The 25,058-nt window shown below is 39.8% G+C and carries 25 protein-coding genes and 1 tRNA gene; 11 read left to right on the forward strand and 15 right to left on the reverse strand.

Annotated features, from left to right (window positions below; genetic code table 11):
- From AC4PL9_RS04885 to AC4PL9_RS04895, 3 genes are all read left to right on the forward strand, one after another.
- Nucleotides 1-1,188, forward strand: a 1,188-nt coding sequence (locus AC4PL9_RS04885) for a tail fiber domain-containing protein (protein WP_491603655.1), incomplete at its 5' end; no start/stop codon positions are given.
- Nucleotides 1,189-1,289: 101 nt separating this feature from the next.
- A tRNA-Leu gene (locus AC4PL9_RS04890) sits at nt 1,290-1,372 on the forward strand.
- A 144-nt stretch (nt 1,373-1,516) separates the two neighbouring features.
- On the forward strand, nt 1,517-2,449 hold the full coding sequence (locus tag AC4PL9_RS04895) for a tetratricopeptide repeat protein (RefSeq protein WP_491603656.1): 933 nt from the start codon (nt 1,517-1,519) through the stop codon (nt 2,447-2,449).
- An 8-nt stretch (nt 2,450-2,457) separates the two neighbouring features.
- Here the strand turns inward: AC4PL9_RS04895 and AC4PL9_RS04900 are convergent, their stop codons facing one another.
- Together AC4PL9_RS04900 and AC4PL9_RS04905 are read right to left on the reverse strand one after the other, a co-directional pair.
- Nucleotides 2,458-3,939 (reverse strand): sodium:solute symporter, encoded by a 1,482-nt coding sequence (locus tag AC4PL9_RS04900; RefSeq protein ID WP_491603657.1) that lies wholly within the window; start codon nt 3,937-3,939, stop codon nt 2,458-2,460.
- Nucleotides 3,940-4,010: 71 nt separating this feature from the next.
- Nucleotides 4,011-5,882 (reverse strand): CocE/NonD family hydrolase, encoded by a 1,872-nt coding sequence (locus AC4PL9_RS04905; RefSeq protein WP_491603658.1) that lies wholly within the window; start codon nt 5,880-5,882, stop codon nt 4,011-4,013.
- A 225-nt stretch (nt 5,883-6,107) separates the two neighbouring features.
- On the opposite strand from AC4PL9_RS04905, the gene fabV reads away from it, so the two are divergent.
- Entirely contained in the window at nt 6,108-7,298 is a 1,191-nt protein-coding gene (fabV, locus tag AC4PL9_RS04910) for an enoyl-ACP reductase FabV (protein WP_491603659.1), read from the forward strand.
- A gap of 163 nt (nt 7,299-7,461) precedes the next feature.
- Nucleotides 7,462-8,670 carry an MFS transporter gene (locus AC4PL9_RS04915; protein ID WP_491603660.1) on the forward strand — a complete coding sequence of 403 codons (1,209 nt, stop codon included), beginning with the start codon at nt 7,462-7,464 and terminating at the stop codon, nt 8,668-8,670.
- A 71-nt stretch (nt 8,671-8,741) separates the two neighbouring features.
- On the opposite strand, the gene rplI is transcribed toward AC4PL9_RS04915, so the two are convergent.
- The 3 genes from rplI to rpsF are packed head-to-tail and all read right to left on the reverse strand — an operon-like array spanning nt 8,742 to nt 9,851.
- Nucleotides 8,742-9,188 carry a 50S ribosomal protein L9 gene (rplI, locus tag AC4PL9_RS04920; protein WP_491603661.1) on the reverse strand — a complete coding sequence of 149 codons (447 nt, stop codon included), beginning with the start codon at nt 9,186-9,188 and terminating at the stop codon, nt 8,742-8,744.
- Between the two features lie 29 nt (nt 9,189-9,217).
- Nucleotides 9,218-9,478: a 30S ribosomal protein S18 gene (rpsR, locus tag AC4PL9_RS04925; protein ID WP_343786584.1), complete on the reverse strand. Its 261-nt coding sequence runs from the start codon at nt 9,476-9,478 to the stop codon at nt 9,218-9,220.
- 28 nt (nt 9,479-9,506) lie between these two features.
- Nucleotides 9,507-9,851, reverse strand: coding sequence for a 30S ribosomal protein S6 (rpsF, locus tag AC4PL9_RS04930; protein ID WP_491603662.1), 345 nt, complete (start codon nt 9,849-9,851; stop codon nt 9,507-9,509).
- A gap of 120 nt (nt 9,852-9,971) precedes the next feature.
- Here rpsF and AC4PL9_RS04935 point away from each other — a divergent pair, with 120 nt between their 5' ends.
- The 3 genes from AC4PL9_RS04935 (at nt 9,972) to rsmG (ending at nt 12,102) form a co-directional block, all read left to right on the forward strand.
- Nucleotides 9,972-10,634 (forward strand): ABC transporter ATP-binding protein, encoded by a 663-nt coding sequence (locus AC4PL9_RS04935; protein ID WP_491603663.1) that lies wholly within the window; start codon nt 9,972-9,974, stop codon nt 10,632-10,634.
- On the forward strand, nt 10,631-11,392 hold the full coding sequence (locus AC4PL9_RS04940; RefSeq protein ID WP_491603664.1) for a TIGR02757 family protein: 762 nt from the start codon (nt 10,631-10,633) through the stop codon (nt 11,390-11,392). The genes AC4PL9_RS04935 and AC4PL9_RS04940 overlap by 4 nt, the downstream gene beginning before the upstream one ends.
- 83 nt (nt 11,393-11,475) lie before the next feature.
- Nucleotides 11,476-12,102, forward strand: coding sequence for a 16S rRNA (guanine(527)-N(7))-methyltransferase RsmG (rsmG, locus tag AC4PL9_RS04945; RefSeq protein ID WP_491603665.1), 627 nt, complete (start codon nt 11,476-11,478; stop codon nt 12,100-12,102).
- Nucleotides 12,103-12,249: 147 nt separating this feature from the next.
- On the opposite strand, the gene rpmH is transcribed toward rsmG, so the two are convergent.
- Nucleotides 12,250-12,408 (reverse strand): 50S ribosomal protein L34, encoded by a 159-nt coding sequence (gene rpmH / locus AC4PL9_RS04950; protein WP_491603666.1) that lies wholly within the window; start codon nt 12,406-12,408, stop codon nt 12,250-12,252.
- 145 nt (nt 12,409-12,553) lie between these two features.
- Between rpmH and AC4PL9_RS04955 the strand changes: the two genes are divergently transcribed.
- Nucleotides 12,554-14,374 (forward strand): ABC transporter ATP-binding protein, encoded by a 1,821-nt coding sequence (locus AC4PL9_RS04955; protein WP_491603667.1) that lies wholly within the window; start codon nt 12,554-12,556, stop codon nt 14,372-14,374.
- Between the two features lie 2 nt (nt 14,375-14,376).
- Here the strand turns inward: AC4PL9_RS04955 and AC4PL9_RS04960 are convergent, their stop codons facing one another.
- The 8 genes from AC4PL9_RS04960 to AC4PL9_RS04995 form a co-directional block, all read right to left on the reverse strand.
- Nucleotides 14,377-14,787, reverse strand: coding sequence for a putative signal transducing protein (locus AC4PL9_RS04960; protein ID WP_491603668.1), 411 nt, complete (start codon nt 14,785-14,787; stop codon nt 14,377-14,379).
- Complete coding sequence (locus AC4PL9_RS04965) at nt 14,787-15,431, reverse strand: protein-L-isoaspartate(D-aspartate) O-methyltransferase (protein WP_491603669.1); 645 nt, start codon at nt 15,429-15,431, stop codon at nt 14,787-14,789. The genes AC4PL9_RS04960 and AC4PL9_RS04965 overlap by 1 nt, the downstream gene beginning before the upstream one ends.
- Nucleotides 15,432-15,436: 5 nt before the next feature.
- Nucleotides 15,437-16,033: a Tll0287-like domain-containing protein gene (locus AC4PL9_RS04970; RefSeq protein ID WP_491603670.1), complete on the reverse strand. Its 597-nt coding sequence runs from the start codon at nt 16,031-16,033 to the stop codon at nt 15,437-15,439.
- Nucleotides 16,034-16,090: 57 nt separating this feature from the next.
- Nucleotides 16,091-16,921 (reverse strand): phosphosulfolactate synthase, encoded by an 831-nt coding sequence (locus tag AC4PL9_RS04975; RefSeq protein ID WP_491603671.1) that lies wholly within the window; start codon nt 16,919-16,921, stop codon nt 16,091-16,093.
- 4 nt (nt 16,922-16,925) lie between these two features.
- Entirely contained in the window at nt 16,926-18,338 is a 1,413-nt protein-coding gene (locus tag AC4PL9_RS04980; RefSeq protein ID WP_491603672.1) for a tetratricopeptide repeat protein, read from the reverse strand.
- A 141-nt stretch (nt 18,339-18,479) separates the two neighbouring features.
- Nucleotides 18,480-20,279, reverse strand: coding sequence for a translational GTPase TypA (gene typA / locus AC4PL9_RS04985; RefSeq protein WP_491603673.1), 1,800 nt, complete (start codon nt 20,277-20,279; stop codon nt 18,480-18,482).
- An 8-nt stretch (nt 20,280-20,287) separates the two neighbouring features.
- The gene (locus AC4PL9_RS04990; RefSeq protein WP_491603674.1) at nt 20,288-22,009 is read right to left on the reverse strand and encodes a DEAD/DEAH box helicase; all 1,722 of its coding nucleotides are present in this window, start codon (nt 22,007-22,009) and stop codon (nt 20,288-20,290) included.
- A gap of 390 nt (nt 22,010-22,399) precedes the next feature.
- A complete protein-coding gene (locus tag AC4PL9_RS04995; RefSeq protein WP_491603675.1) occupies nt 22,400-23,314 on the reverse strand; it encodes a DUF1295 domain-containing protein in 915 nt (304 codons plus the stop codon).
- Between the two features lie 139 nt (nt 23,315-23,453).
- Between AC4PL9_RS04995 and mscL the strand changes: the two genes are divergently transcribed.
- Complete coding sequence (mscL, locus tag AC4PL9_RS05000; protein ID WP_491603676.1) at nt 23,454-23,870, forward strand: large-conductance mechanosensitive channel protein MscL; 417 nt, start codon at nt 23,454-23,456, stop codon at nt 23,868-23,870.
- Between the two features lie 101 nt (nt 23,871-23,971).
- Nucleotides 23,972-24,586 (forward strand): recombination mediator RecR, encoded by a 615-nt coding sequence (gene recR / locus AC4PL9_RS05005; protein ID WP_491603677.1) that lies wholly within the window; start codon nt 23,972-23,974, stop codon nt 24,584-24,586.
- Between the two features lie 13 nt (nt 24,587-24,599).
- On the opposite strand, the gene AC4PL9_RS05010 is transcribed toward recR, so the two are convergent.
- Complete coding sequence (locus tag AC4PL9_RS05010; protein WP_491603678.1) at nt 24,600-25,058, reverse strand: DUF1801 domain-containing protein; 459 nt, start codon at nt 25,056-25,058, stop codon at nt 24,600-24,602.

A 25,058-nucleotide genomic window follows, 5' to 3' on the forward strand; every position in this document is an offset into this window, starting at 1 on the left:
GCTCAGGGTCCCGCTGGACCACAAGGGCCTCAGGGAACTGCCGGAAATGACGGTATATCTTTAAATTGGCTGGGAACATTAGCGAGTGCTCCCTCCTCCCCTGGCTTAAATGATGCTTACTACAACAGCACCGATGGAATATCTTATGTTTGGAACGGTAGTAGCTGGAATATTGTAGCACAAGACGGAACAGGTGGTACAGGAGCAAACACATTAGACGAAGCTTACAACGAGGGCGGTCCGGGAGCAGGACGCGTGATAACTGCCAATTCCGGTGCTGTAGAAATTAACCATACTTCAACCGCATCCGGAAACCGTGCGTTAACAGTAACGACAACGCAAAATGGATCGTTTGGTATTGACGCTACTAATAGTGGAACAGGTGTAGCTATACGGGCACAAACTACCAATACAGCGAATACATTTGCTGCATTGCAAGCTGAAACGAATAGCTCTACAGCCAATAACTCAGCTATTCTGGGGTCTAACTCCGGTGCGGGATACGGGATTTCAGGTCAGATACCTTCTACGGCTACAGGAACAGCAGCTGTTTATGGGAATAACCTGAGAACAACGGCCGGCCATGGAATTCTTGGAAACGGATTTAACGGGGTAGTCGGTGAAGCTACTAACGGAGGTGGTTTTGGTGTTTATGGTGCCAATGCATCTGTTAGTGGTCTGGCTATCGGAACTTATGGAATTGGTATTAATGGTATTTTCGGTCAGGTAACCCCCAGTATTCCAAGCGCATGGGCGGGCTATTTTACATTTGACATAGGTGTTGAAGGAACCGGTTTATCAACAGGTGGTTGGAATACAGTTTCTGATATTCGTTTGAAAAGTAATATTGTACCGATAGAATCTGCTTTGGATAAACTCATGTTACTAAGAGGAACAAAATATGTATTGACAACCCCTTCCAGTTCAAAAATTGGGTTGGACGATAATAGAATGCAATCTGAGACCAAAACAAGGGTTCAATATGGTGTTATCGCTCAGGAAGTCGAAGCTGTTTTCCCTGAAATGATCTATGAAAAAGCAATTTTTAAAAATCAAGGAGACGATACAGTATATAAATCAGTAAATTATGATGCTCTGGTTCCGGTTCTTATTGAAGCTGTTAAAGAGCTAAAACAAGAAGTCGATGCCTTAAAAGAGGAAATTGAACAACTGAGAAATCAGGAGTAATATCCTGTTGTACTGAAAACATGAAAAATCGGAAGAATTCTCTTCCGATTTTTTTATTTCTACGAATGAATATGAAAAGATTTTTCTATTTTTGCAGCCCTGCCCAGGTGGTGAAATTGGTAGACACGCTATCTTGAGGGGGTAGTGCACTACGTGCATGCTGGTTCGAGTCCAGTCCTGGGCACATTTTTTTCCTTGTATTTGGGAAAGTTGCATTCGAAAACACGGAGGTTTAATCTAATATCTACTGAAGCCAACAGTCGTTAGAACCAGAAGTAATATAGCATTGCTAGAACGATTATAATATTGACCCCTACAGGATAAACAAATGAAACAAATTCTAATTATTGTAGTTTTATTATTTTCTACTCCACTTATTCTTGCTCAAGACAATCCGATAATTGAGACGCTTGATTCACTATTCGATTCCGGACAATTTGAAAAACTTCAAAAGTTAACAGAACAAGAACTTCAGAAAGATTCGACCAATTATACTTTCTTATTCTACTCAGCACATAGCTTCTATGAACAAGGCTATTACCAGGAAGCATATGATCAATTCACCAGAACAATTTTAATGTACCCTGATAGCGGTATTTTATATAACAACAGGGGGCGTTTACTACTAGAGGTCCGAGAGTTTCAAGCAGCATACGATGATTACAATATTGAACTTAAGCTGGCACAGGATGATCAAAGTAGAAAATCTGCTCTCCTAAATATCTCAGCGGTTCAATTATCTGTGAGAGATTATGAAAATGCTGCTGTAACTTTAGAGAAAGCCTATAAAATAGACTCTTCTGATACTGGAATACTCATCAACCTGGCTAACGCATATTCAGATCTTGGGAAGAAAAGAGATGCTATAAAATATCTGGAAAGAGCTATTCAGCTAGACCCAGACTTCTATCCATCAATTTCTAACTTAGGATTTATTTATTTGGAACTTGAAGAATACTCTCAGGCATTGAATTACTTTGACATAGTTTTAACAAAATTTGGAAATAACTCCTTTACCTTAAATAACAGGGGGTATGCAAAACATAAACTTGGAGACAATACAGGTGCTCTTCAGGATATTGATCAATCCCTACAAATCGACCCTATAAACTCTTATGCATATCGAAACCGAGCTTTAGTTTATTTACAACTGGGAAAAATTAATGAGGCCTGTGAAGATCTTTATCGAGCAAATGCGAATGATTTTACTATAATGTATGGAGATGAAGTCAATCAGTTAATTGATTTACATTGTAAATAAAAATACCACTATCCAACCGTTTTCACACCCGGTTTTGAAAGAAAAAACAAACCGATAAAGCAAAGCAAACCATTAATTCCCAACAACTCAAAACCGAAACGGTATTCTTCAAAAACAACTTTTTCATAGTTTTCTTTGAAGATGAATATAGCAATAGGAATACTAAGGCAAACCAGCCAGGCCCATTTGTCGTTCAGTTTTCTTTTCGTGAAAATTCCAAAGAAAAATAACCCCAACAACGGACCATACGTATAATTGGCTGCTGAAAAAACAGAAGCAATCACATTTTGCTCCTTAAAACGCGCTGCCAGTAAAATCGTCACGAATAAAATTACTGTCATTACAACATGAATAATTTTTCGGATCTTCAATGCTTTCTTTTTATCTTCCAGCTTGTCTACCCTGAAAAGGTCGACACTTGCCGAAGTTGTTAGAGAGGTTAACGCAGAATCCGCACTCGAATAAGCTGCAGCTATCAATCCGAGAATAAACAGAATACCAAATGTGCTTCCCAAATTTCCCTTTAGTGCTACCATTGGAAACAACCGGTCACCCTGTAATGATTTATCAATGGAAGAAAATTCAGCCATTAGAGCAGGATTAGCATCCACATACGCGTATAAATAAGCCCCCAGGATCAGAAATATCAGATTTACAACAATTAATACCACCCCTAATGTGATCATGTTTTTCTGAGCATCTTTTGTGTTTCGGCAAGTCAGGTTTTTCTGCATCATATCCTGGTCCATTCCTGTCATGGCTATTGTTACAAACATTCCACCTAAAATGTGTTTCCACCAATAATTTGCTGCGTTCGGATCATTAGTAACAAACCAGTTTACCGGGCTTGCCTGCTCCCATATTCCCGCCTCTTTTACGTCTATCACACCTGAAATAAAATAGATTCCCAGAAATAAAGCCAGAAGCATAAAGAATGTTTGTAAAGTATCCGTCCAGATAATTGTTTTAATTCCTCCCCGGTTGGTATACACCCAGATCAAGAAAAGTGTCACTGCTACTGTCAACCAGAAAGGTACTCCCCAATCACTGAAAACGAAATAGTGTAATACGTCTGCTACTAAAAATAATCGCAGAGAGGCGCCTAATACTCTGGAAGTTAAAAAAAAGGATGCTCCGGTTATGTGAGTTCGTTTACCAAATCGCTCTCCTAAGTATGAATAAATGGATGACAGATTTTTTCTATAATACAGCGGAAGTAAAATAAAAGCTACGACGATATAACCAATCATATACCCCAGGATCATCTGCATATAGGAAAATCCTGATGATTCAACCCATCCCGGAACGGAAATAAATGTCACTCCCGATAGTGAAGCTCCTATCATTCCAAAAGCAACGACATACCATTTTGAATTTCTGTTTCCGGTAAAAAAAGTTTCGTTATCTCCTTTACCACTTGTCAATCTAGCAAGGAGAACCAATGCAGCAAAATAGATTACAATTACAGATAGTATGACGAATTGGGACATCCTGTTTTTTGCTCCGAAAATACAAATAATATTTCGCTCCCCCCTATAAACCTAACAGAAGCTGTTTTCTATTATTCTTTGGTAACCTTATGTGTAGAAATTCCTTCTGCAGTTCTAAATTTCACCCAATAAACTCCAGAGGGAAATTCTGTAAAACTAATGGTATTTAACTGCTCATGAGCTATTCTCCGAAGTAGCCTCCCGTGTATATCAAAAATCACAATCTCTTCAACTTTCTGTTCATTGGATAACCAATAGAGTTTATCCTCTACCGGATTGGGGTAAACACGCATCAAATTTTCTGTATTATTTTCAGGAAGAAGTAATGGAGAAGCCTCCCCCGGTAACATGACCCTGGATGGTGAATTTTCATCATGATGAATAATCAACGTTCCGGAAACTCCCGGATTTTCAGTATACATCTCTCCCCCATCCTGTAAATTCACATCCCAGCGTGGCGAGCTATTCCCACTAATCAGTATTTTTATTTGGTGTCCGTTATTCCATGTATAATTCACAAAAGGTAATTCCACTTCTACTTCATAAATCTCTCCGGGCTGCATAAATGCTTCATCCGATTCACTATACCCATTTCTGAAGCGAATTCTTCTTATCCCATCATTAATCAGCATATTTCTTCCATCCGGATACTTATCAACTAAACGAACAACTAAATCAGCATCCGGACGGTCTGATGCAACATATAACTTTACAACCACCCGCCCGGAAACGGAGTAACCATTTTGTAGTACAGGAGAAGAAAAAGTCACTACATCATTTCGTGATTCAAGTGATGTCTGATCGTGAGGTCCCTGATCCAGCAAAGGTGTTAAGGTCTGTCCACCAATGGTCGGTGAAGGATTTCCCGGATCTGAAACAAAACCCGTAGCACCGATCCCTGATTCGTGTTGCAATCGATTATTATCACTCAAATAAAGGATTCCATTCGACTCATTTTCTATAGAAACATCATTTGTTCCTCCCCAACTACTAAGTCCTGTTTCATAATATGTAATCAAAGGAGTGTTTTCCCAACCATTCGCATCATTCAGCAAATGGTACTCAAAAAACTGACGTGCCATAATATCACTCCGAAAGGCTGCATCCGGATACGTTAGTTCGCCCTGTACAGAAGATCCTACATATGCGGCTCCTGTTCCTCCATGAACCCATGGACCGACCAATAACCATTGTTTATCTCTTACGGATACAGCTGCTTCATTGCGCGTTGCTTCGTACCAACTCATCATTTGATCAATATTATGGTCATACCAACCTCCTATCTGTAGCGTCGGAATAGAAATTTCCTGAGGATACCAACCATTATTTTCTACATATTGCCAGGCAACGCTATAGTAAGGATTTGACAGAACCATTGGTGACAGACCATAGCCCAATATATCCATAGTTGCAAGACGTGATTCCTCTAAAGCTCCTCCATAAAAATAGCCCTGATAAGATGTCTGCGGATCCGCCACAAGAGGGACTGCACAAATATGTGCAGGGTGCTGTTCCCGTGCCGTCTGATACTGAATGCCCCCTAAAGCCGAAGGTCCCCAGGTTCCAACTTTTCCGTCTGACCAACTTTGCTGCGTAATCCATTCTATTACATCATACCCGTCTTCCCCCCTATTAGGTTGAGTGACTGCAGCTGATGAGGAAGCATAAAACCCACGCCAGTCAACAATTACCCATATATAAGGGCTTGCGTTTACATTTTGTAAATACCCGAGCGGTAACCCATTCTCAAAATTGCTTTTGTCATACGGTGTTTGAATCAATACAACCGGGCAGGTTGAGCAATGATCAGGAATATGCACGTCAGCAGCTAAAAATTGTCCATCCCTCATGGGAATAGAAACCGTATATGTAGGAGTTAATTGACCTGAAGCCAGTTCAATACTAAAAAAACAAACGACAATCAGAATTAAAAATCGAACCATTCTTATATTTTTGCAACCTCTATTTCTTATTCAGTGAAGATAGTAAATTCGTTTAATCGCCACACTGTCAAGACAAAACATTAATAAACTGTTAAAATTGCAGCATATAAAAAAGGTGAGTTCGAAAGGGCTTCTGTAGTAATGAAAAATAAAAATGTACCTTTAGCTTAGATAAGTGGCACCTATTTTATACAAACACCTGATTAATAAATAAAATTTAACGAAATGATTATAGAACCGAGAATGAGAGGTTTTATTTGTTTAACCTCACACCCTGTTGGTTGCGAAAAAAATGTTCTGAACCAAATTGAATATACCCGTAAGCAAGGAATCATTGACGGTCCAAAAAAGGTTCTGGTTATCGGAGCATCAACAGGTTTTGGGCTTTCCTCCCGAATCACGAGTGCTTTTGGAGCCAACGCAGCTACAATTGGTGTTTTCTTTGAAAAACCGCCTTCTTCGGGAAAAACTGCCTCTCCGGGATGGTACAACAGTGCGGCCTTTCAAAAAGAGGCTGCCAGTGCGGGAATTTATGCCAAAAGTATTAATGGTGATGCTTTTTCCGATGCAATCAAAAAGAAGACGATTGACCTGATAAAGCAAGATCTGGGAAAAATAGATTTGGTGATTTACAGTTTAGCCTCTCCGGTAAAAACAAACCCTAAAACAGGAATTACGCACCGATCTGTACTCAAGCCTATCGGTCAGACTTTTTCTAATAAAACAGTAGATTTCCATACCGGAATAGTTTCGGATGTTACTATTGAACCTTGTTCTGAAGAAGATATTGCCAATACAGTAGAAGTAATGGGAGGTGACGACTGGAAACTCTGGATTCAAACCCTTATTGATGCTAATGTTCTGTCGGATCAGGCGATGACACTGGCCTACTCCTACATCGGCCCACAAGTTACAAAAGCCATCTATCGCGAAGGAACTATCGGAAAAGCGAAAGACCATCTGGAAGCTACTGCATTCGAAATACAGGATTTACTAAAGCCTTTAGAGGGCAGTGCATTTATATCAGTTAACAAAGCATTGGTAACACAGGCAAGCTCTGCCATACCAGTAATTCCTTTATACATTTCCCTGTTATACAAAACCATGAAGGAAAAAGATCTTCACGAAGGTTGTATTGAACAGATAAATCGTTTGTTCAGGGAACGTTTGTATATAAAAGATGAGCTTCCTCTGGATACTAAAGGAAGAATCAGAATAGATGATTGGGAAATGAGAGAAGATGTGCAAAATGAAATTACTAAGCTGTGGAAATTAGCTGACACATCAACGCTTCCTGAAATAGGAGACCTGAACGGCTATAAATCTGATTTTTTAAACCTGTTCGGTTTTGGATTTGAAGGAGTTGATTACGATGAAGATGTCAACGAAAATATAGACATAAACGGATTAATATAAGCGAAAACGACCAACAGGTTCGTGTAGATAGCCTAAAATGATTGTTTACACTAATCTGTTGGTATTCATCCTACTGCAAGAGAATACCTCAAACAGTTCGTAATGAAACAACGCAATCTGGTCTTTGGCATAGAGATTTCCGGTATTTTTGCAGAAAAAAGACATGTCGGTTTCACAAGCAAATCCAACAAAACAAAAACCGGTTTACGCGCTACTTATTGCAATTAGTTTTGCACACTTACTAAATGATTTATTACAAGCTGTAATTCCTGCAATTTACCCCAGACTGGAACAGAAATTCGACTTATCCATGACTCAGATCGGGATAATTACACTTTGTTATCAGGTTGCCGCTTCAATATTTCAGCCTGTTGTCGGTGCTTATACGGACAAACATCCCAAACCTTTCTCTCAGGTTATCGGAATGCTGTTTACTATGTCAGGAATTATACTTCTTGCCTATGCCCCCAGTTATTACTGGATATTAATTTCTGTTGTTCTGGTTGGAATAGGATCTTCTATTTTTCACCCGGAATCTTCCCGTGTAGCTTTTCTTGCTTCCGGAGGACGGAGAAGTTTTGCGCAATCCGTATTTCAGATTGGAGGAAACGCGGGTACAGCACTGGCTCCGCTATTGGTCGCATGGATTGTTATTCCAAAAGGCCAAATCTATCTTCTCTGGTTTGTCATTTTTGCCATTTTAGCGCAAATCACTCTTGGTTTTATAGGAAACTGGTATAACCGAAGTCTGAAAGTTGCCCGTCGTCGCCCCAAAAAGGACATTTTAATACCGGAGCTATCCCGACTTCGGGTTACCGGATCAATTATCGTTTTACTTGTACTTATTTTCTCAAAGTATTTCTATGTAGCCAGTATTACCAGTTACTTCCAGTTCTATACTATGGATCGGTTCGGTTTAACAGAAGTACAGGCTCAGGTGTATTTATTTTATTTTCTGATTGCTGTTGCTGTTGGAACCTTATTGGGCGGAATTTTTGGAGACAAATTTGGTCGTAGGCTCGTTATCTGGATTTCAGTTCTGGGAGCAGCTCCCTTCACCCTACTTCTCCCCTATGCAAACCTTGAATGGACGGCTATTCTGGTTGTGATTATCGGACTGATCATATCCTCGGCTTTTCCCGCTATACTGGTATATGCACAGGAATTACTCCCTAAAAAGATAGGTATGGTATCCGGCTTGTTTTACGGTTTCGCTTTCGGAATGGGTGGATTGGGTTCTGCTGTACTCGGTTGGTTGGCTGATAGTACTTCGGTAACATATATCTATCACATCTGTTCCTATCTTCCGCTAATCGGTAGTATAGCCTACTTTCTTCCGGATATGCATAAAGTAAGTTTCAGAAAAGAATAAAAGAATAGAGCACAAAAAAATCCCGGAAGAAAACTTCCGGGATTTTTTATATCTTGTAATAACTCTATTACTTATTCTCCAACTACTTCGAAGTGGAAAACCTGCTTCACTTCTTTGTGAAGGTTTGCCTCTGCTTCGTAAGTACCAGCATCCTTGATAGGTTCATCTTTGATCTTCAACGATTTTCTATCGATATCGATATCCATCTTCTTCAAAGCATCAGCCAATTGGATTGTGTTAACAGAACCAAAGATTTTTCCATTCTCACCAACTTTTGCTCCGATTGTAACAGTTAACCCGTCCAATTTAGCAGCAAGCGCCTGAGCTTCCTCTTTAACTTTTGTTTCCTTGTGGGAACGTTGCTTTAGCATTTCTTCGTGTGCACGCATCGTTGAAGGAGTAGCCAAAATTGCATATCCCTGTGGAATAAGGAAGTTACGTCCATAACCTGGCTTTACCGTTACGACATCATCCTTGTATCCAAGTTTATCTACGTTTTTCTTAAGTATCAATTCCATCTTTTCAAATTTTTCGGATTCAACAAAAATTACTTAAGCATATCCCCTACGTAAGGAAGAATCGCCAGATGACGAGCTCTTTTGATAGCTTTGTTCACTTTCTTCTGGTACTTAGCCGAAGTTCCTGTTACACGACGAGGAAGAATTTTTCCCTGCTCGTTAACAAACTTCAACAAGAAGTTAGAATCCTTGTAGTCTACAAACTTAATTCCGCTTTTCTTAAAGCGACAGTACTTTTCTTTTTTGATGTCGATGTTAATCGGTGTCAAATATCTGATATCATCTGCCATGATTCAATGTTTTTTTAAGGTGAATAAATTAAGCTTCTAAGGTTTTACCCATTTTCACTCTTCTCTTCTCAGCCCACGCCAAGTGGTCTTTTTCCATTTTAACCGTAAGGAAACGCATTACACGCTCATCACGTTTAAATTCTGTCTCGATCTTACCGATCGCAGCACCTTCCACCTGAAACTCAAGCAAGAAGTAGAATCCTGTAGTTTTCTTCTGGATAGGGTATGCTAATTTTTTCAGTCCCCAATCCTCACTTGAAACTAATTTACCACCATTAGCGGCAATCAAGTCTTCGAACTTCTTTACTGTTTCCTTTGCCTGATCTTCAGACAAAACGGGAGTTAAAATGAAAACAGTTTCGTAACTATTCATAATACAACTAATTAAAATTTAAGGGCGCAAAGATAGCTAATTTACTGATAAAAACAAATTTGAGTATTTAATTTTTTACCTGCCATCCATGATTACCACAAAAGTAGTAATTTCGCTGTTATGCTTATAGCTTCTGATATACAAAAAAGTTTTGGTTCACTTTCTGTTCTCAGGGACTTGAACCTGACAGTTGAACAGGGAGAAATTATTTCCATCGTAGGTAGATCCGGTGCTGGAAAGACAACTCTCCTTCAGATTCTGGGAACATTGGAAAAACCGGATCAGGGTTCTTTATCAATCGACGGCATCTCCCCTTTTGCACTGTCGTCTAATGAACTGGCTAAATTCAGAAATGAAAAACTGGGATTCATCTTTCAATTTCACCAATTACTTCCTGAATTTACAGCTTTGGAAAATGTAGCAATCCCGGCTTACATCAATGGCAGTCAATCCAAAAAAGAAGCTGATAAGAAAGCAATGGATCTGTTGGATTACCTCGGACTATCAGAGCGCGCCCAACACAAGCCTTCACAACTTTCGGGGGGGGAACAACAACGTGTGGCAGTTGCCAGAGCTTTGATTAATAATCCTTCCATCATTTTTGCAGATGAACCATCCGGAAATCTGGACAGTGGAAATGCCACTGAATTACACAACCTGTTCGGAAAACTTCGTTCAGATTTCAATCAGACATTTATCATTGTTACGCATAATCCCGAATTAGCAGCTCTTGCTGACCGCTCATTAACCATGACAGACGGACAATTGATTTCTGCGAAATGAATAAAAAAGAATTAAAAGTATTACTGGACGAAAAAGCGGATCTGTATAATCGCCCCGACTTTATTCAAACAGACCCTATTCAGATTGTCCATCGGTTTTCGAAAAAGCAGGATATAGAAATCATCGGATTGTTAATAGCTACGATTGCCTGGGGAAATCGGAAAAGTATAATAAATAACGGGGAGAAACTGGTTCAAATCATGGAAAACTCGCCACATGATTTTTTATTAAACACAACGGAAGAAGATTGGCAGAAGATTGAATTTGTACACCGGACTTTTAACCGGGAAGATTTACTTTTTTTCTTTTCCGCACTAAAACAACACTATTCGAAAGAACCGTCTTTGGAAACGATGTTTCTTTCAACAGGGAATATACCATCCGTAAAAGAACATATTTTTTATTTCAGAAACACCTTACTCTCCTATCCTCATTTACAGCGAACAGAAAAACATATCAGTAATCCGATGTCAGGAAGTGCAGCCAAACGGCTTAACATGTTTTTGAGGTGGATGGTACGAAAAGATGACCGGGGAATTGATTTTGGAATATGGAATACTATCCCACAAAGCTCACTAAGAATTCCTTTGGATGTACATACCGGAAATGTTGCCCGAAAACTGGGAATTCTCAATAGAAAACAGAACGATTGGAAAGCTCTGGATGAAATTCATGCTACTCTGGATTCATTTGACCCTAAAGATCCTTCACGCTATGACTACGCTTTATTTGGGCTGGGCGCATTTGAAAACTATTGAAAAACTGGTAATTTCAATCTTTCCCGGTCAGATATGCAGATCATTTTACTGATTCATTTCCTGCTTATGCTTACATTTGCCGCATGGAGTTGATTGATAAATATTTTCCCGACCTCAGTAGTGAGCAACGCGAAAAACTAGCCAAATTAAAAGCGGTCTACGAACACTGGAACAACCAAATTAATGTAATCAGCCGTAAGGATATGGATGATTTCTATGAGCGTCATGTTTTACATTCGCTGGCGATTGCCAAAGTCATCAACTTCAGACCCGGAACGAAAATACTGGACATCGGAACCGGTGGAGGCTTCCCCGGAATCCCCCTTGCCATTTTATTCCCTGAATGCCACTTCTTTTTGGTAGACTCTATAGGTAAAAAGATAAAGGTAGTAAAAGAAGTAGCTGCCGAGTTAGGACTTAAAAACGTACGTGCAGCTCATGAGCGCGCTGAAAACATCAAAGAAAAATTTGACTTCGTCGTGAGCAGAGCCGTTACAGCCATGCCCCGTTTTTTACCCTGGACCAATAATAAGTTCCTGAAAGAGCAAAGTAACTCCTATCCTAACGGTATCTTTTATTTGAAAGGAGGAGACCTGACAGAAGAGTTACAAGGAATCCGACAGGATATGGAAATTGTTGATTTGACCAAGTTCTTTGATGAAGCATTTTTCGAAACCAAAAAAGTCGTTTATGTAAGAATGGTACGATAAGGCGTACCTTTTCTTCTACCTATTAGTCTTTATAACGTAAAGACTCTTCCGGCACACATCAAAGCAAAAATAAATTAAAAAATAACACACAACACAAAAAGGAGTTCCCTAACAGGAAACCCCTTTTCGTATTTATAATGAGTTTATTTATCTCTTATGATTACCTTCGTCAGAAACAGAAATTCTCTTTCTACCTTTGCGACGACGCGCAGCAAGCACTTTACGACCATTTTTTGTTGCCATTCTACTACGGAAACCGTGCTTATTCTTTCTTTTTCTTACTGATGGTTGAAACGTCCTTTTCATGACCTTTTATTATTATCAATTCGTATTTCAAATTCGGACTGCAAAGATAGTATAAATTTGAATAAAGCAATAAAATTATTAAAAAAAGTAGAAAAAAGTCGTCAATAAGGCTTTGTCAACTACTTTTGTGGAAAAGAATTTCAGCATGCTCAGACCGAATAAGGATAAAAAGGAAAAAATAAAACTATCGAAGGATTCATACGCAAAAGCCAGACGCATTTTCTCCTACATCGGACCTTACAAAGGAACTTTCATTGTTGGCTGGGTATTTCTTGTTTTCTCCAGTTCGGTTGGACTATTATTCCCTTATTTAATGGGGCAACTTTTGGGATCTCCTGCTAATATGGCAGACCTTAGCTCTCCTGAACAGAGTTCTTCTCTCCTACAGTTGGATAGTATTAACTCAATTGCATTTGCACTATTTATCCTGTTTCTGTTACAGTCTGTTTTTTCTTATTTCCGAATTATTCTTTTCACCCGGGTAACTGAAAACACACTTAGGGATCTTAGATATGTAGCCTTTAACAGGCTCATCCATATGCCTATGGATTTTTTCAATAAAAACAAGGTGGGCGAACTTACCAGCAGAATTTCCGGAGATCTGAACCTGATTCAGGAAACAATGCGCACAACCATTGCTGAATTTTTCCGCCAGGTTGTCATTGTTCTGGGAGTCGTTATCTGGCTGTTCTTTTTATCCTGGAAATTAGCATTAATTATGCTTGCTACAGTTCCGGTAATGGCTATTGTTGCTGTTTTCTTCGGGCGTTTCATTCGCGGATTATCCAAAAAAGCACAAGATTCTGCTGCTGCTTCCAATGGTATTATCGAAGAAAGTCTGATGGGAATTTCTAATGTAAAGTCATTTACCAATGAAGCGCTTGAGTTGCTTAAATTCAAAAAAGCAATAGAAGAGATTCGTCAGTTGAATATAAAAAGTGGAAACTGGCGGGGAATTTTTGTCTCTTTCATTTTTCTATGTCTTTTCGGGGCTATTATTTTCATTATCTGGAAAGGGGTTCACATGGTTCAGGTTGAACAGGCTATGAGTATGGCTGACTTTTTCTCCTTTATTATGTTCACCGTAATGTTAGGAGCTTCTGTCGGTTCACTTCCCGATTTGTTCGCCTCTATTCAAAAAGCAGTAGGGTCAACCGAACATTTAATGAACATCATTGAAGAAGCTTCAGAACAGGAATTACTAAAAGGAAAACAAGAGATTCAATTGCACGGAAAAATCGAGCTTAAAGATGTGCGTTTTGCTTACCCCCAGCGTCCTGACCTGGAAGTTCTAAAAGGACTTTCTTTTGACGCACAACCGGGAGAAACCATTGCTCTGGTAGGCTCAAGTGGTGCCGGAAAATCAACTATATCCTCCCTGTTATTGAATTATTACACCATCCGGGAAGGAGCAATCTTGTTTGATAATCATTCCATTGATACCATTGAGGTAAAAAACCTGAGAAGCCAAATGGCTATTGTTCCTCAGGAAGTAATTTTATTTTCCGGAACAATTCAGGAGAATATAGCATACGGTAAACCCGATGCTACGCACGAAGAAATTCGGGAAGCAGCCCGTCAGGCCAATGCACTTGAATTTATAGAGAGTTTTCCTGATCAATTCAATACAGAAGTCGGTGATCGTGGGATCCAGTTATCCGGGGGGCAGAAGCAACGTATTGCCATTGCCAGAGCAGTTCTAAAAGATCCGGCTATTCTAATTTTGGATGAAGCCACCAGTGCACTGGATTCCGAATCGGAAAAACTAGTTCAGGAAGCTCTGGATAAACTAATGGTTGGCCGAACCAGTATCGTCATTGCGCACCGTCTGTCGACGATTCGAAAAGCAGACAAAATTATTGTAATCGACAACGGGAAAGTAATCGAATCCGGAAAACACGAAGTACTGATGAAAATGGAAAATGGTATTTATGCCAACCTGATGCAATTGCAAGGCGGAAACTAATTTTACCCTCCGAAAGTTCTTTTGCAGCTTTTGCAGTAGTATACTTCCTTTTTGTACAAAGGCCAGACAGAAAAAGCAAACGAGATCAGCATTGCCATAAAGCTCCTGAACCCGGAAATGTCATTAAAATCATTGGTAACATCAGTTCCCCCACATTTCGGGCATTGAATCGCTTTCCCTTCCTTATCGATATATGGAAGCTCATTCATTTCCCGAATAACTTCCAGTGCTTTTTCAACATCAGAATCCGGAACCTGTAATTTAACACCTCCTACAGCATTGGCATAAAGCGGATTTACTGAAACAATTTGTTCATCCTTCAACTGACAGGGAATTTCGTTAGCCTCCAGATGTATGCGTGCAAAATGTGCTTTTATCGGATCGTAATACTCTATAAGTGTGATCCATTTCATCACTTTGCTACTTTTTCTAACATAGGAACAAAAGAGAATTCTCCAAACTGATCTACAAGTAACGTTCCGTCCGGATTTTTTGTTACCTGATGCATAATCTGCTTGGCTCCATCTCCTACCGGAATAATCATCTTCCCCCCCGGTTTCAGCTGTTCAACCAAAGCATCGGGAATAAACGGGGCTCCACAAGTAACGATTATCCCATCATACGGAGCATACGAAGGCATTCCTTTGTAACCATCTCCAAAAAACAGTTTCGGAGTATACCCCAACTGACCAATAATTTTTCTGGATTTTATAAAGAGCTCTTTCTGACGTTCGATGCTGTATACACGCGCACCCATTTCACATAATACACTCGTTTGATAGCCTGATCCTGTACCAATTTCAAGAATTTTTTGTCCTCTTTGGGGATTCAGTAATTGAGTCTGGTAGGCAACCGTTCGTGGATGACTGATGGTCTGTCCTGCTCCGATCTGAAAAGCTACATTAGAATACGCCTGTTCTACAAAAGCAAGATCCAAGAAAAAATGACGGGGAATTTTCATCATCGCGTCCAAAACACGTTCTTCAGTGATACCAAAATGACGTAATTCTTCGATGAGTTTTTTTCTCATCCCTTTATGCTTAAAGCTATCTTCCATTTTTCTTAGTCCAGTAATCTTTCGTAGTCTAATACCCACATTCCACGGAAATCACCAAGTGAATACCCTGTAGCTTTGTCATGTGGGTAATATTCTTTTATAACTGCATACGCTGCAGGATCTCTATCTTCTTCACTCCCGTGACATTTCAAACAAACGGGCATTCCTAGCAAAATAGGTCTATAATACTTGTGTTGTGTTTGATTAATCTGGGAAAGCGGCATATTACCACTCTCCTTCCCTTTTTGAAAAGCAAGCAAAACTTCTTTTTCGTATGCGTCAGGAGCGTTCTTTTCGTTTCTATTCTGAGCCGACACACGACTGATTCGTGCACCAATCACTTCAGACATAGAATCTGTCAGATGCTGGGCTTTACTACTACAAAATAATGCGGCAGCTTCAAATCCCTCGTCCTCAATGGCGGAAGTAAGGCTACCGATCAAAACACTTTGAACCTCTCCTATTAAGCTATCCAAACGATCCGTATCCGGAATATCTGTGGTAGTAGACTTATCGGAAGAAGCTATTGTATCCGTTTCTGTCTGACAAGCTGCAAACAAAAACAGAAATATTACAATACCACCTGCTGAGACTTTTTTCATAACGCAATAATTACCGTATTTCAGAATAGTTTTCTATTCCTCTTTAAAAATACGAAATTATTCCTGTTCTTCCTCCTCTTCTTCAACAGCATCTTCATCATTTCGTTGACGAAGGCGCTCTTCTACATCTTTTGGTAAACTCTCAAAGAATGTATCTCCTCTAAGACCAAGACGTAAACATTCCAAAGGAATTACTTCATTCGGAGCGATATTCCCCAAATTGACATCAGCTCCAAAGAGCTTTATAAACCAAACCTGCTGATTTTTCTGAGGTGCTTCCCACAAAATATCATCTGGATTAACTGCTTTAATAATACGATTGATCAATAAGGTATGTGCTGTTCCGTTAGCACGGAAAACACCAACATTCCCTGCTTCTCTTCCTTCGGCAATTACCTTCCACGAACCCGCTTCCAGTTCCATTTTCATACTCTTAATCCATTTTCCCGGACTAATCAAAATCCCGGAATCTTTAGATCCCACTTCGGAAAGAATTGTTCTGTCCTTAGACATTTTTGCAATTAGTTCACATTTTTCCTCGTGTGGAATGATAATGGAACCATCTGAGATCTCAGCCAGATCAAGATCATATTTATCCAAAAGCCGGAAAAAGTTTTCCTGCATTCCACGCGCATAAAACACCTCAAACAAGGTTCCTCCAAAATACGGACGGATTCCTGCCTGCCTATAGAGTTTCAGCTTCTCTTCCAGATTGGGAGTTACCATCGCAGTCCCAAATCCAAACTTCACGATATCTGTATAAGGGGCATTCCCTTCAATAAACAATTCGGTCTCTTTCAATCCCAATCCTTTATCCATCATCATGGTAACCCCTTTTTTGCGGGGTCTACTACTTCTGTTCGGAATAAAAGGCAATTCAAAATTCATCTTATTATTTTTCTTCGATTAGTTCATACAATTGAATAAACTGAGGAATCATCTCAGCCTCTTCAAAGTGTAAAAATAGTTTTTTCGCTACATTAGGACGCAAAAAGACAAGATCTTTAAACAGTAATAATGCATCTGATTGTTTACCAACCATCCAGTACAATTTGACTAGCAATAACTTAGACACACCTTCCAATTGATTTTCTGATATAAATTGCTCAAGCTGTTCTACACCTGTTTCCAAATCGTTAACAGCAACGAGTTTGATATAGTCAATTAGTAAGTCTTCATTCGACGGGTCAAGAGAAAGTCCCTTACTATAAGCTACTTCAGCGGCTTCCAAATCTCCTACTTTCAGTTCACACCCTCCCAACACATGAAGATAATCCTGATTGTTTGGTTCCAACTCAACTGCTTTTCGGATAAAATGGATAGCTTCATTTTCTTTTCCCTGCAAATCAAGAACGATTCCTGTTCCCAACCAGGGTTCAGGAAGTTCGGGGCTTAATTCACGGCTGAGTCTGTAATAGTGTAAGGCCAGATCATACTCTTCCAATTGTTCGTATGCTTCTGCTATATAGTTTACAATTACAGCATCTTCTCCGTCCAATTCCAAGCATTTTTCAAAACACTCAATTGCCATTCGGAACTTATTCAAAGAAACATAGGCATTCGCCAGATTAAAATAAGCCGAAGTAAAGTTGTCATTGATCAAAATGCTGTAATCATAAGCCCATGCCGCTTTTTCGTAGTTCTCAGCTTTCGAATAGGCATTCCCAAGATTATACCAGGTAGTAAATGAGTACGGATTAAAGTCCAGATAAACTTCGTAGCATTTAACAGCTTCTTCTATGTCTCCTTTCTGATCGAAACAATACGCCAATTCATAGACTGCACTTTCATTCTCCGGATTCTCGGAAACAGCCTCTGTCAATATCCGAATAGCCGAATCATAGTCATCCAACGCCTGGTATTCAAACGATAAATCAACATAAATTTCATCCCGCTCTTCTCCGGAACTTTGCGCCAAAGCTTTCTCGAAGTACCTTACAGCACTTTTAGAATCTCTGAGCTGACTGTGAACAGACGCCCTTGTCAATAAGTACTCCTGATCTTCCTGAACAAAGCGTTCCACTTCCAGCAGTAAGTTCAGTGCCTCATTCAACTTACCTCCTCCTGATAATACCTGAGCCTTACGGACTTTAAAGGTTATATTCATCGGGAAATGATACAGGGCATGATCCACACATGCTAAAGCCTTTCGATACTGGTTATTCATGATGAAATGATCCAACATCATTTCAAGACGATCCGAATCAAAAAATTCCGAAGAACCTTTCTTTATCATGGTTTCAAACCGTTCTAGATCATCATAAAAAGCGCTATCTCTGTACTCTTCTTCTTCGCTGTCAAACATACGCCTACATTTGCTTTTCTAAAGATACAAAAGGAAAAAAGTGTTTTCCTCCGTCTTTGGATTTGTTATCAACAATTGATTAACAAATTTGATTCCCAAAACGAAAAATGAGCGGGAAACCCCACTCATTTTTCCTTGTACTTATTTTCCTCCGGCACGTTTTCTATCGTGCTCTTTCAATAAAATCTTTCTCAAACGAATTGTTTGTGGAGTAACTTCCACATATTCATCCGATTGAATATATTCCAACGCTTCTTCCAGACTGAATCGTTTTGGGGGTGCCAATTTGACCTTGTCATCTGCCCCGGAAGACCGCATATTTGTCAGCTTTTTAGTTTTCGTGACATTCACAACAAGATCTCCCTGACGCGAATTTTCCCCGATCACCTGACCTTCATAAATTTCCTGGTTTGGCTCCACAAAGAAACGACCTCTTTCCTGAAGATTGTTCAATGAATAAGGAATTGCTGCCCCCTGTTCCATCGATATTAATGATCCGTTCATACGTCCGGGAATCTCACCTTTATAAGGTTGAAACTCAAGGAATCGGTGTGTCATAATCGCTTCACCAGCTGTTTGTGTCAACAGAAAGTTACGCAAACCGATAATTCCCCGCGATGGAATAAGGAAACGTATAATCATTCGGTTTCCTTTTGGTTCCATATCCGTCATTTCTCCTTTACGCTTCGATACTGCTTCAACAGCCGTTCCTGAATGCTCTTCCGGTAGATCGATTGTCAATTCCTCTACAGGCTCACACTTTACTCCGTCAATCTCCTTAACAATCACCTGAGGCTGTCCTACCTGAAGTTCGTATCCTTCGCGTCGCATCGTCTCAATCAAAACAGACAAGTGCATTACTCCACGACCGAACACAATCCATTTATCAGCTGTTGCTCCCTGCTCAACACGCATCGCAAGGTTTTTTTCTAATTCTTTCTCAAGACGTTCCTGAATATGACGCGATGTAACAAACTTACCTTCCTTACCAAAGAAAGGTGAGTCATTAATACTGAACAACATACTCATAGTTGGCTCATCAATAGCAATACTTGGCAGGGGCTGAGGATTTTCGGCATCACAGATTGTATCTCCGATTTCAAAACCTTCAATTCCCGTAACAGCACAAACATCTCCTGCCTGCACTTCAGATACCTTTTTTCGCTCTATTCCATCGAAAACAAACACCTCTTTAATACGATGTTTTTCCTGTTTCCCGTCTCTTTTTGACAGAATAACCGGCATATTTTCTTTCAATTCGCCACGGTTCAATCGTCCGATTGCAATACGTCCAACATAGGAAGAGAAATCCAGTGAAGTAATCAGCATTTGCGTATTCCCGGCCTCGATTTTACGTGGTGGGAAATACTCCAGAATTTTATCCAACAGGGGCGTGATACTATCAGTAGGTTGCTTGTAGTCTTCTGACATCCATCCGTTCTTTGCAGAACCATATATCGTCGCAAACTCTAACTGCTCTTCATTAGCATCCAGTTCGAACATCAGATCAAAGACTTTTTCGTGTACTTCTTCAGGTGTACAGTTGTCCTTATCTACTTTATTGATTACAACCAGCGGTTTCAAACCAATTTGAAGTGCTTTCTGAAGTACAAAGCGCGTCTGTGGCATAGGCCCTTCAAAAGCATCTACCAACAAACAAACACCATCAGCCATATTCAATACACGTTCTACCTCACCACCAAAGTCGGCGTGACCCGGAGTATCAATGATATTGACCTTAGTGTCCTTATACTGAACGGATACGTTTTTGGAAACAATTGTAATTCCTCTTTCTCTTTCAAGATCATTGTTATCCATTATCAGGTCTCCTCCCGATTCTTTCTTTTCGAGAGAACTTTCACCTGCTTCGATCATTCGGTCAACCAGGGTTGTCTTACCGTGGTCAACGTGTGCAATAATTGCGATGTTTCTGATTTCCATGCACTAAATTAATATGACTTTTTTGAACTTCTTTTACCTTTAAATCCTCCGGACTTTGATGATGATCCTTTAGAACCAAATTTTGATCCTCCTGAACGTCTTCCTCCCGAAGAAGAAGATGAACCTCCTCTGGAACGCCCCCCTGATCTTCCGCCTCCGGCATCCTTGGTCAATTCAACATTAAGCGACTTCCCTTCAAACTCTGCTCTGCGCGATGCATCCAGAATAAGGTTCGCTAATTCGGGTTTTGTTTCAAAGAATGAAAATGCTTCTTTAATATCGATACGACCAATATCACTTGAATTCAAACCTGTTTCGTCACAAATCACACGCAATAAACCTCCTGGATTCAAGCCATCCTTTCGTCCAAGGTTTACAAAGTAACGCTGTGCATTTCCGTCGCTGTCTCTCCTTCTTCCTCTTTCTTTTCGATCATCACCTCCACGATCATCTCTGGAAGCTTTAGCATTAAGATCTGATGCGTTTCTGTAAAATTCCAGGAAGCGGGCGAATTCAGCGCTCACAAATTGTTGAATCACCTCCTCTTTGGAATGTCCTTCAAACATTTCAATAATCTGAGGCATGAATTCATCCAATTCTTCATGACGCAATGGCGCTGCCACTACTTTCTGAACAATGGAATTCAACTGCGTCTGGAACACTTGTTCCGTACTAGGAATTTCACCTAACGTAAACGTTGTTCTCATCTGCTTCTCAATAGCCTTAATTTTGAACTTTTCCTTCGGATTAATTAAAACAAGAGACTCACCTTTACGCCCTGCACGTGCTGTTCTACCACTCCTGTGTGTATAATTTTCAATATCATCCGGCAAGTTATAATTGATAACGTGCGAAATATTATCTACATCAATACCACGAGCAGCCACGTCAGTAGCAACCAATAGTTGCAAATCTTTTCTTCTGAAGCGATCCATAACACGATCACGTTGTGCCTGAGATAAATCTCCGTGTAATGGTTCTGCACTGTATCCTTCTTTCCCTAATTTTTCAGCTACATCCTGTGTTTCTCTTCGCGTACGACAAAACACCAGTCCGAAAATTTCAGGATTGACATCAATTAATCGTTTCAGTGCCAGATAACGATCCCGTTCTTTCACTACATAGTATATGTGATCGATATTTTCGTTACTCTGATTTTTATGTCCGATGGAAACCTCCAACGGATCCAGCATATAATTCTTTGAAATCTGAGCAACTTCCTTCGGCATTGTTGCTGAAAAAAGCCAAACATTTTTGTAATCCGGAGTCTGGCTAAGAATCATATCGATATCTTCTTTGAACCCCATATTCAACATTTCGTCTGCCTCATCCAACACAACCGTTTCTATACGGTTCAGGTCAATTGCCTTACGTTTGATCAAATCAACCAAACGCCCGGGAGTAGCTACAATAATATTTGCTCCCTTTTTGATTTGTGTAATCTGTCTTCTGATATCAGCTCCTCCGTATACAGCTACTACTGTCTCCGGCTTAAGGTATTCTCCAAAAGCAGTTAAATCTTTTGTAATCTGGAGACATAGCTCACGGGTCGGACATATAATAATTCCCTGCGGAAATTTGTTCGACCAATCGATAATACTTAAAAGTGGTAATCCAAATGCTGCTGTTTTCCCCGTTCCTGTCTGCGCCAATCCCACAAAATCACTCTCTCCGGACAAAAGGTGGGGTATGGCTTTCTCCTGTATAGGTGTTGGCGTTGTAAAGTTCATATTTTCAAGAGCTTGAAGAACTTCCGGCCGTAACCCTAATTCATTAAAAGTCATAAATTTATTTAAAATTGGGTGCAAAGATACGACATTGTTTTCACTTTGTAGTGTTTCGTTGATTATTATGTTGTTAAGTTACGTTATTTCAACCATTCTCCTCTTTTTCACAACCCGGTAAATCAGCCCATGTGGAATCATTATTGCTATCCCAACTATTACTTTTATCTAGATCCCCGGAACTGAGTGTTGTTACATAAATCCCTTACACTTTTAACAAAAACTACGCGAAAAATTTTTGATATACGCCTTTGTCGCTCCCTAAAATGCAATTCCGGAAGAAGCTCTGGCTACGAGTGTAATTTTTCGGATACCTGTACCCCTCCCCCTTTCTGATTACTTAGTAAAGGGAATAAAACGAGGTACTTTCTTCTGATATTCTTTGTAATCCGGGTATTTTCCGGCAGATATGTTTTCACTGAAATCAGAGCTTCCTTTGAATAGAATAACCAATAATAAAGCTCCCGAAACAGACCAGTTTAGCCAATTTCCCGAAGCTGCCACACTGAAGAAATAGAAAGAAATCCAAACGCATTGTTCTGCCATATAATTCGGATGCCGCACAACCGACCAAAGCCCTTCTGCTACAAATCCCTTTTTATATTTTCCTTCCAAAGGAATTCCTTCTTTAATTCTACGATATTTTTCCGTCTGAAAGTCATATTGTTGTTGATCTGAAATAAACTCAATTATAACAAACAAGAGCACAAAAAATGCAGCCGTATAATCCAACCAGTTTAACGGCGTATCGGTTTGTACAGCATATAGTGCAGGAAGTGTAAATAACAGTATCAGAGCATTCTGATATCCAGAAATAAACAACAGATTAAAAAGTGAAAATACCCACGGACGATTTAACGGTGCCATTTCTCTGAGTACAGGCCACCTGTAATCTTCTTCACCTGTCCAGAATTTCCAGGAATACCCTCCCCTACGCGCAAAATTAAAAGTAAGACGCGCCCCCCAGACCGACACCATTACAGCCATTAGTACAGAGCGTTCGGTATAACCAACTGAGTGTGCAATGTACCAGGCATAAATCAACGGAGAGATACTCCACAATTTATCTACCTGAGAGTAGTTTTTTGTCAGTTCTCCTACAACAAAACAATACACTGCAATTGCTCCTGCAATATAAAATAACCCGGTTAAAACCGATTGAATTTCAGGCTGTAGCGAATCATCAAAATAATAGGTAAAAACGGGAACAACAACAAGTGTAAATAGCAATAATAAAGCTGTTCTGATCATCTCATTCTTTTTTCGAAAGATACAAAAGACAAACAATCGTGGTACAAAATGGTTGTCCGTTTTATTTTTTTTTCACTTAGGCATTTGGATTTTCATGCTAAATATCACTACTTTCGGCATAACACAATTATTTATTCGTATGGGATTTATTAAGGAATTTAAGGATTTTGCCATGAAAGGCAATCTGGTTGATCTGGCGGTAGGTTTTGTTATGGGGGCAGCCTTTACGAAAGTAACGGGAGCTTTTATAAAAGGAATGGTAATGCCACTAGTAGGGTTAATTCAGGGGAAAGATATGAGCCAGTGGAAATGGGTCGTACGAGAAGCTGTCACAAATGATGCCGGAGAAATAACCACACCTGAAGTGAGTGTGTTGTACGGTGATTTTATCGGTGTAACACTGGAGTTCATTATCGTGGCTTTCTTTATGTTCTTTTTGGTGAAAGGAGTTAACAGAATGAAAAAGAAAAAAGAAGAAGCTCCTGCTGCACCACCCGCGCCTTCCAAAGAAGAAGTGTTGCTCGGTGAAATTCGCGATCTTCTGAAAAACAAATAATCAATTTACGTACATAGTTAAGTGCACGGATTTCTGTTTAGTCCGTGCATTTTTTGTTTTCTTTACGCTGCTATTTTTTTATTGTTACGTACCTTCGTGCTGTGAATATCCCATCCAGATATATTGAGGAGGCAGTTGAACAGATGGCTTCTCTTCCGGGAGTAGGAAAAAAGACTGCTCTTCGTCTTGTATTACATCTTTTAAAACAAGAGGAATCAGATGTAAAACGATTTTCCGATGCGTTTGCCCGAATGAAAAAAGAAGTAAAGACCTGCGCTTCCTGTGGAAATATCTCTGATGGCGAAATTTGTGAAATTTGTCTCAATCCGCGACGGGATCATTCGGTGATTTGCGTTGTTGAGGATTTGCGCGATATCATGGCTATAGAAGCCACTTCTTCTTTCAAAGGGATCTATCATGTATTGGGAGGAATTATCTCACCGATGGAAGGAATAGGACCTTCGGATCTGAATATTCCTTCATTACTTGAAAAAGCCAAAACCGGTGAAGTGCATGAAATTATACTGGCGCTTAATGCTACAATGGAAGGAGACACCACCAACTTCTACCTCTATAAAAAACTAAAGGAATTTCCAGTAATTATTTCCACACTTTCCAGAGGAGTTGCTGTCGGATCGGAACTTCATTATGCTGATGAATTGACGTTAAGCCGGTCGATCATGAACCGCATGCCGTATGAAAGCAATTTAAAATAAGTCAGTGTAGGAGCTATTTTCTCTTTACTTCTTTTTCGTAGATTTCAATCCATTCTTCAGGAGACATTTTACGTACCAGTTCACCAATTAAACCAAACGGAATTTTGTCCGTTTTTTTAAACCGAACACAGCTTTTCCCCATATCCAGTTTCAGCGAACAATGTTTGGGATACTCTTGCACAAACCAATTCAGTAATTCTTGATTTGCGTACATTCCCATGTGGTAAAATGAGATCGCATTTTTCTGAGATGCCATTCCCAGAAACGGAAGCGGTTGTTCAGGGTTACAATGGTAGCCGGCGGGATATAGCTCATGCGGAACAACATATCCTACCATACCATGGCTCATAACTTCAGCAAAACCCTTTGGAAGATTCTCAAGGATTGTAGTCCGAAGTCTTGACATAGCTTCTTTTCTATCCTCAGGTAATTCCTTAAAATAAGCATCAACAGTCTGTGCTTTTGACTGCAT

It is taken from the genome of Wandonia sp. (genome assembly GCF_984588085.1).

What these genes read in the sequence shown, in the direction of transcription:
- AC4PL9_RS04895 (WP_491603656.1), top strand. Translation starts at nt 1,517, where the DNA reads ATGAAACAAATTCTAATTATTGTAGTTTTATTATTTTCTACTCCACTT.
- AC4PL9_RS04900 (WP_491603657.1), bottom strand. Translation starts at nt 3,939, where the DNA reads ATGTCCCAATTCGTCATACTATCTGTAATTGTAATCTATTTTGCTGCA.
- AC4PL9_RS04905 (WP_491603658.1), bottom strand. Translation starts at nt 5,882, where the DNA reads ATGGTTCGATTTTTAATTCTGATTGTCGTTTGTTTTTTTAGTATTGAA.
- fabV (WP_491603659.1), top strand. Translation starts at nt 6,108, where the DNA reads ATGATTATAGAACCGAGAATGAGAGGTTTTATTTGTTTAACCTCACAC.
- AC4PL9_RS04915 (WP_491603660.1), top strand. Translation starts at nt 7,462, where the DNA reads ATGTCGGTTTCACAAGCAAATCCAACAAAACAAAAACCGGTTTACGCG.
- rplI (WP_491603661.1), bottom strand. Translation starts at nt 9,188, where the DNA reads ATGGAATTGATACTTAAGAAAAACGTAGATAAACTTGGATACAAGGAT.
- rpsR (WP_343786584.1), bottom strand. Translation starts at nt 9,478, where the DNA reads ATGGCAGATGATATCAGATATTTGACACCGATTAACATCGACATCAAA.
- rpsF (WP_491603662.1), bottom strand. Translation starts at nt 9,851, where the DNA reads ATGAATAGTTACGAAACTGTTTTCATTTTAACTCCCGTTTTGTCTGAA.
- AC4PL9_RS04935 (WP_491603663.1), top strand. Translation starts at nt 9,972, where the DNA reads ATGCTTATAGCTTCTGATATACAAAAAAGTTTTGGTTCACTTTCTGTT.
- AC4PL9_RS04940 (WP_491603664.1), top strand. Translation starts at nt 10,631, where the DNA reads ATGAATAAAAAAGAATTAAAAGTATTACTGGACGAAAAAGCGGATCTG.
- rsmG (WP_491603665.1), top strand. Translation starts at nt 11,476, where the DNA reads ATGGAGTTGATTGATAAATATTTTCCCGACCTCAGTAGTGAGCAACGC.
- rpmH (WP_491603666.1), bottom strand. Translation starts at nt 12,408, where the DNA reads ATGAAAAGGACGTTTCAACCATCAGTAAGAAAAAGAAAGAATAAGCAC.
- AC4PL9_RS04955 (WP_491603667.1), top strand. Translation starts at nt 12,554, where the DNA reads ATGCTCAGACCGAATAAGGATAAAAAGGAAAAAATAAAACTATCGAAG.
- AC4PL9_RS04960 (WP_491603668.1), bottom strand. Translation starts at nt 14,787, where the DNA reads ATGAAATGGATCACACTTATAGAGTATTACGATCCGATAAAAGCACAT.
- AC4PL9_RS04965 (WP_491603669.1), bottom strand. Translation starts at nt 15,431, where the DNA reads ATGGAAGATAGCTTTAAGCATAAAGGGATGAGAAAAAAACTCATCGAA.
- AC4PL9_RS04970 (WP_491603670.1), bottom strand. Translation starts at nt 16,033, where the DNA reads ATGAAAAAAGTCTCAGCAGGTGGTATTGTAATATTTCTGTTTTTGTTT.
- AC4PL9_RS04975 (WP_491603671.1), bottom strand. Translation starts at nt 16,921, where the DNA reads ATGAATTTTGAATTGCCTTTTATTCCGAACAGAAGTAGTAGACCCCGC.
- AC4PL9_RS04980 (WP_491603672.1), bottom strand. Translation starts at nt 18,338, where the DNA reads ATGTTTGACAGCGAAGAAGAAGAGTACAGAGATAGCGCTTTTTATGAT.
- typA (WP_491603673.1), bottom strand. Translation starts at nt 20,279, where the DNA reads ATGGAAATCAGAAACATCGCAATTATTGCACACGTTGACCACGGTAAG.
- AC4PL9_RS04990 (WP_491603674.1), bottom strand. Translation starts at nt 22,009, where the DNA reads ATGAACTTTACAACGCCAACACCTATACAGGAGAAAGCCATACCCCAC.
- AC4PL9_RS04995 (WP_491603675.1), bottom strand. Translation starts at nt 23,314, where the DNA reads ATGATCAGAACAGCTTTATTATTGCTATTTACACTTGTTGTTGTTCCC.
- mscL (WP_491603676.1), top strand. Translation starts at nt 23,454, where the DNA reads ATGGGATTTATTAAGGAATTTAAGGATTTTGCCATGAAAGGCAATCTG.
- AC4PL9_RS05010 (WP_491603678.1), bottom strand. Translation starts at nt 25,058, where the DNA reads ATGCAGTCAAAAGCACAGACTGTTGATGCTTATTTTAAGGAATTACCT.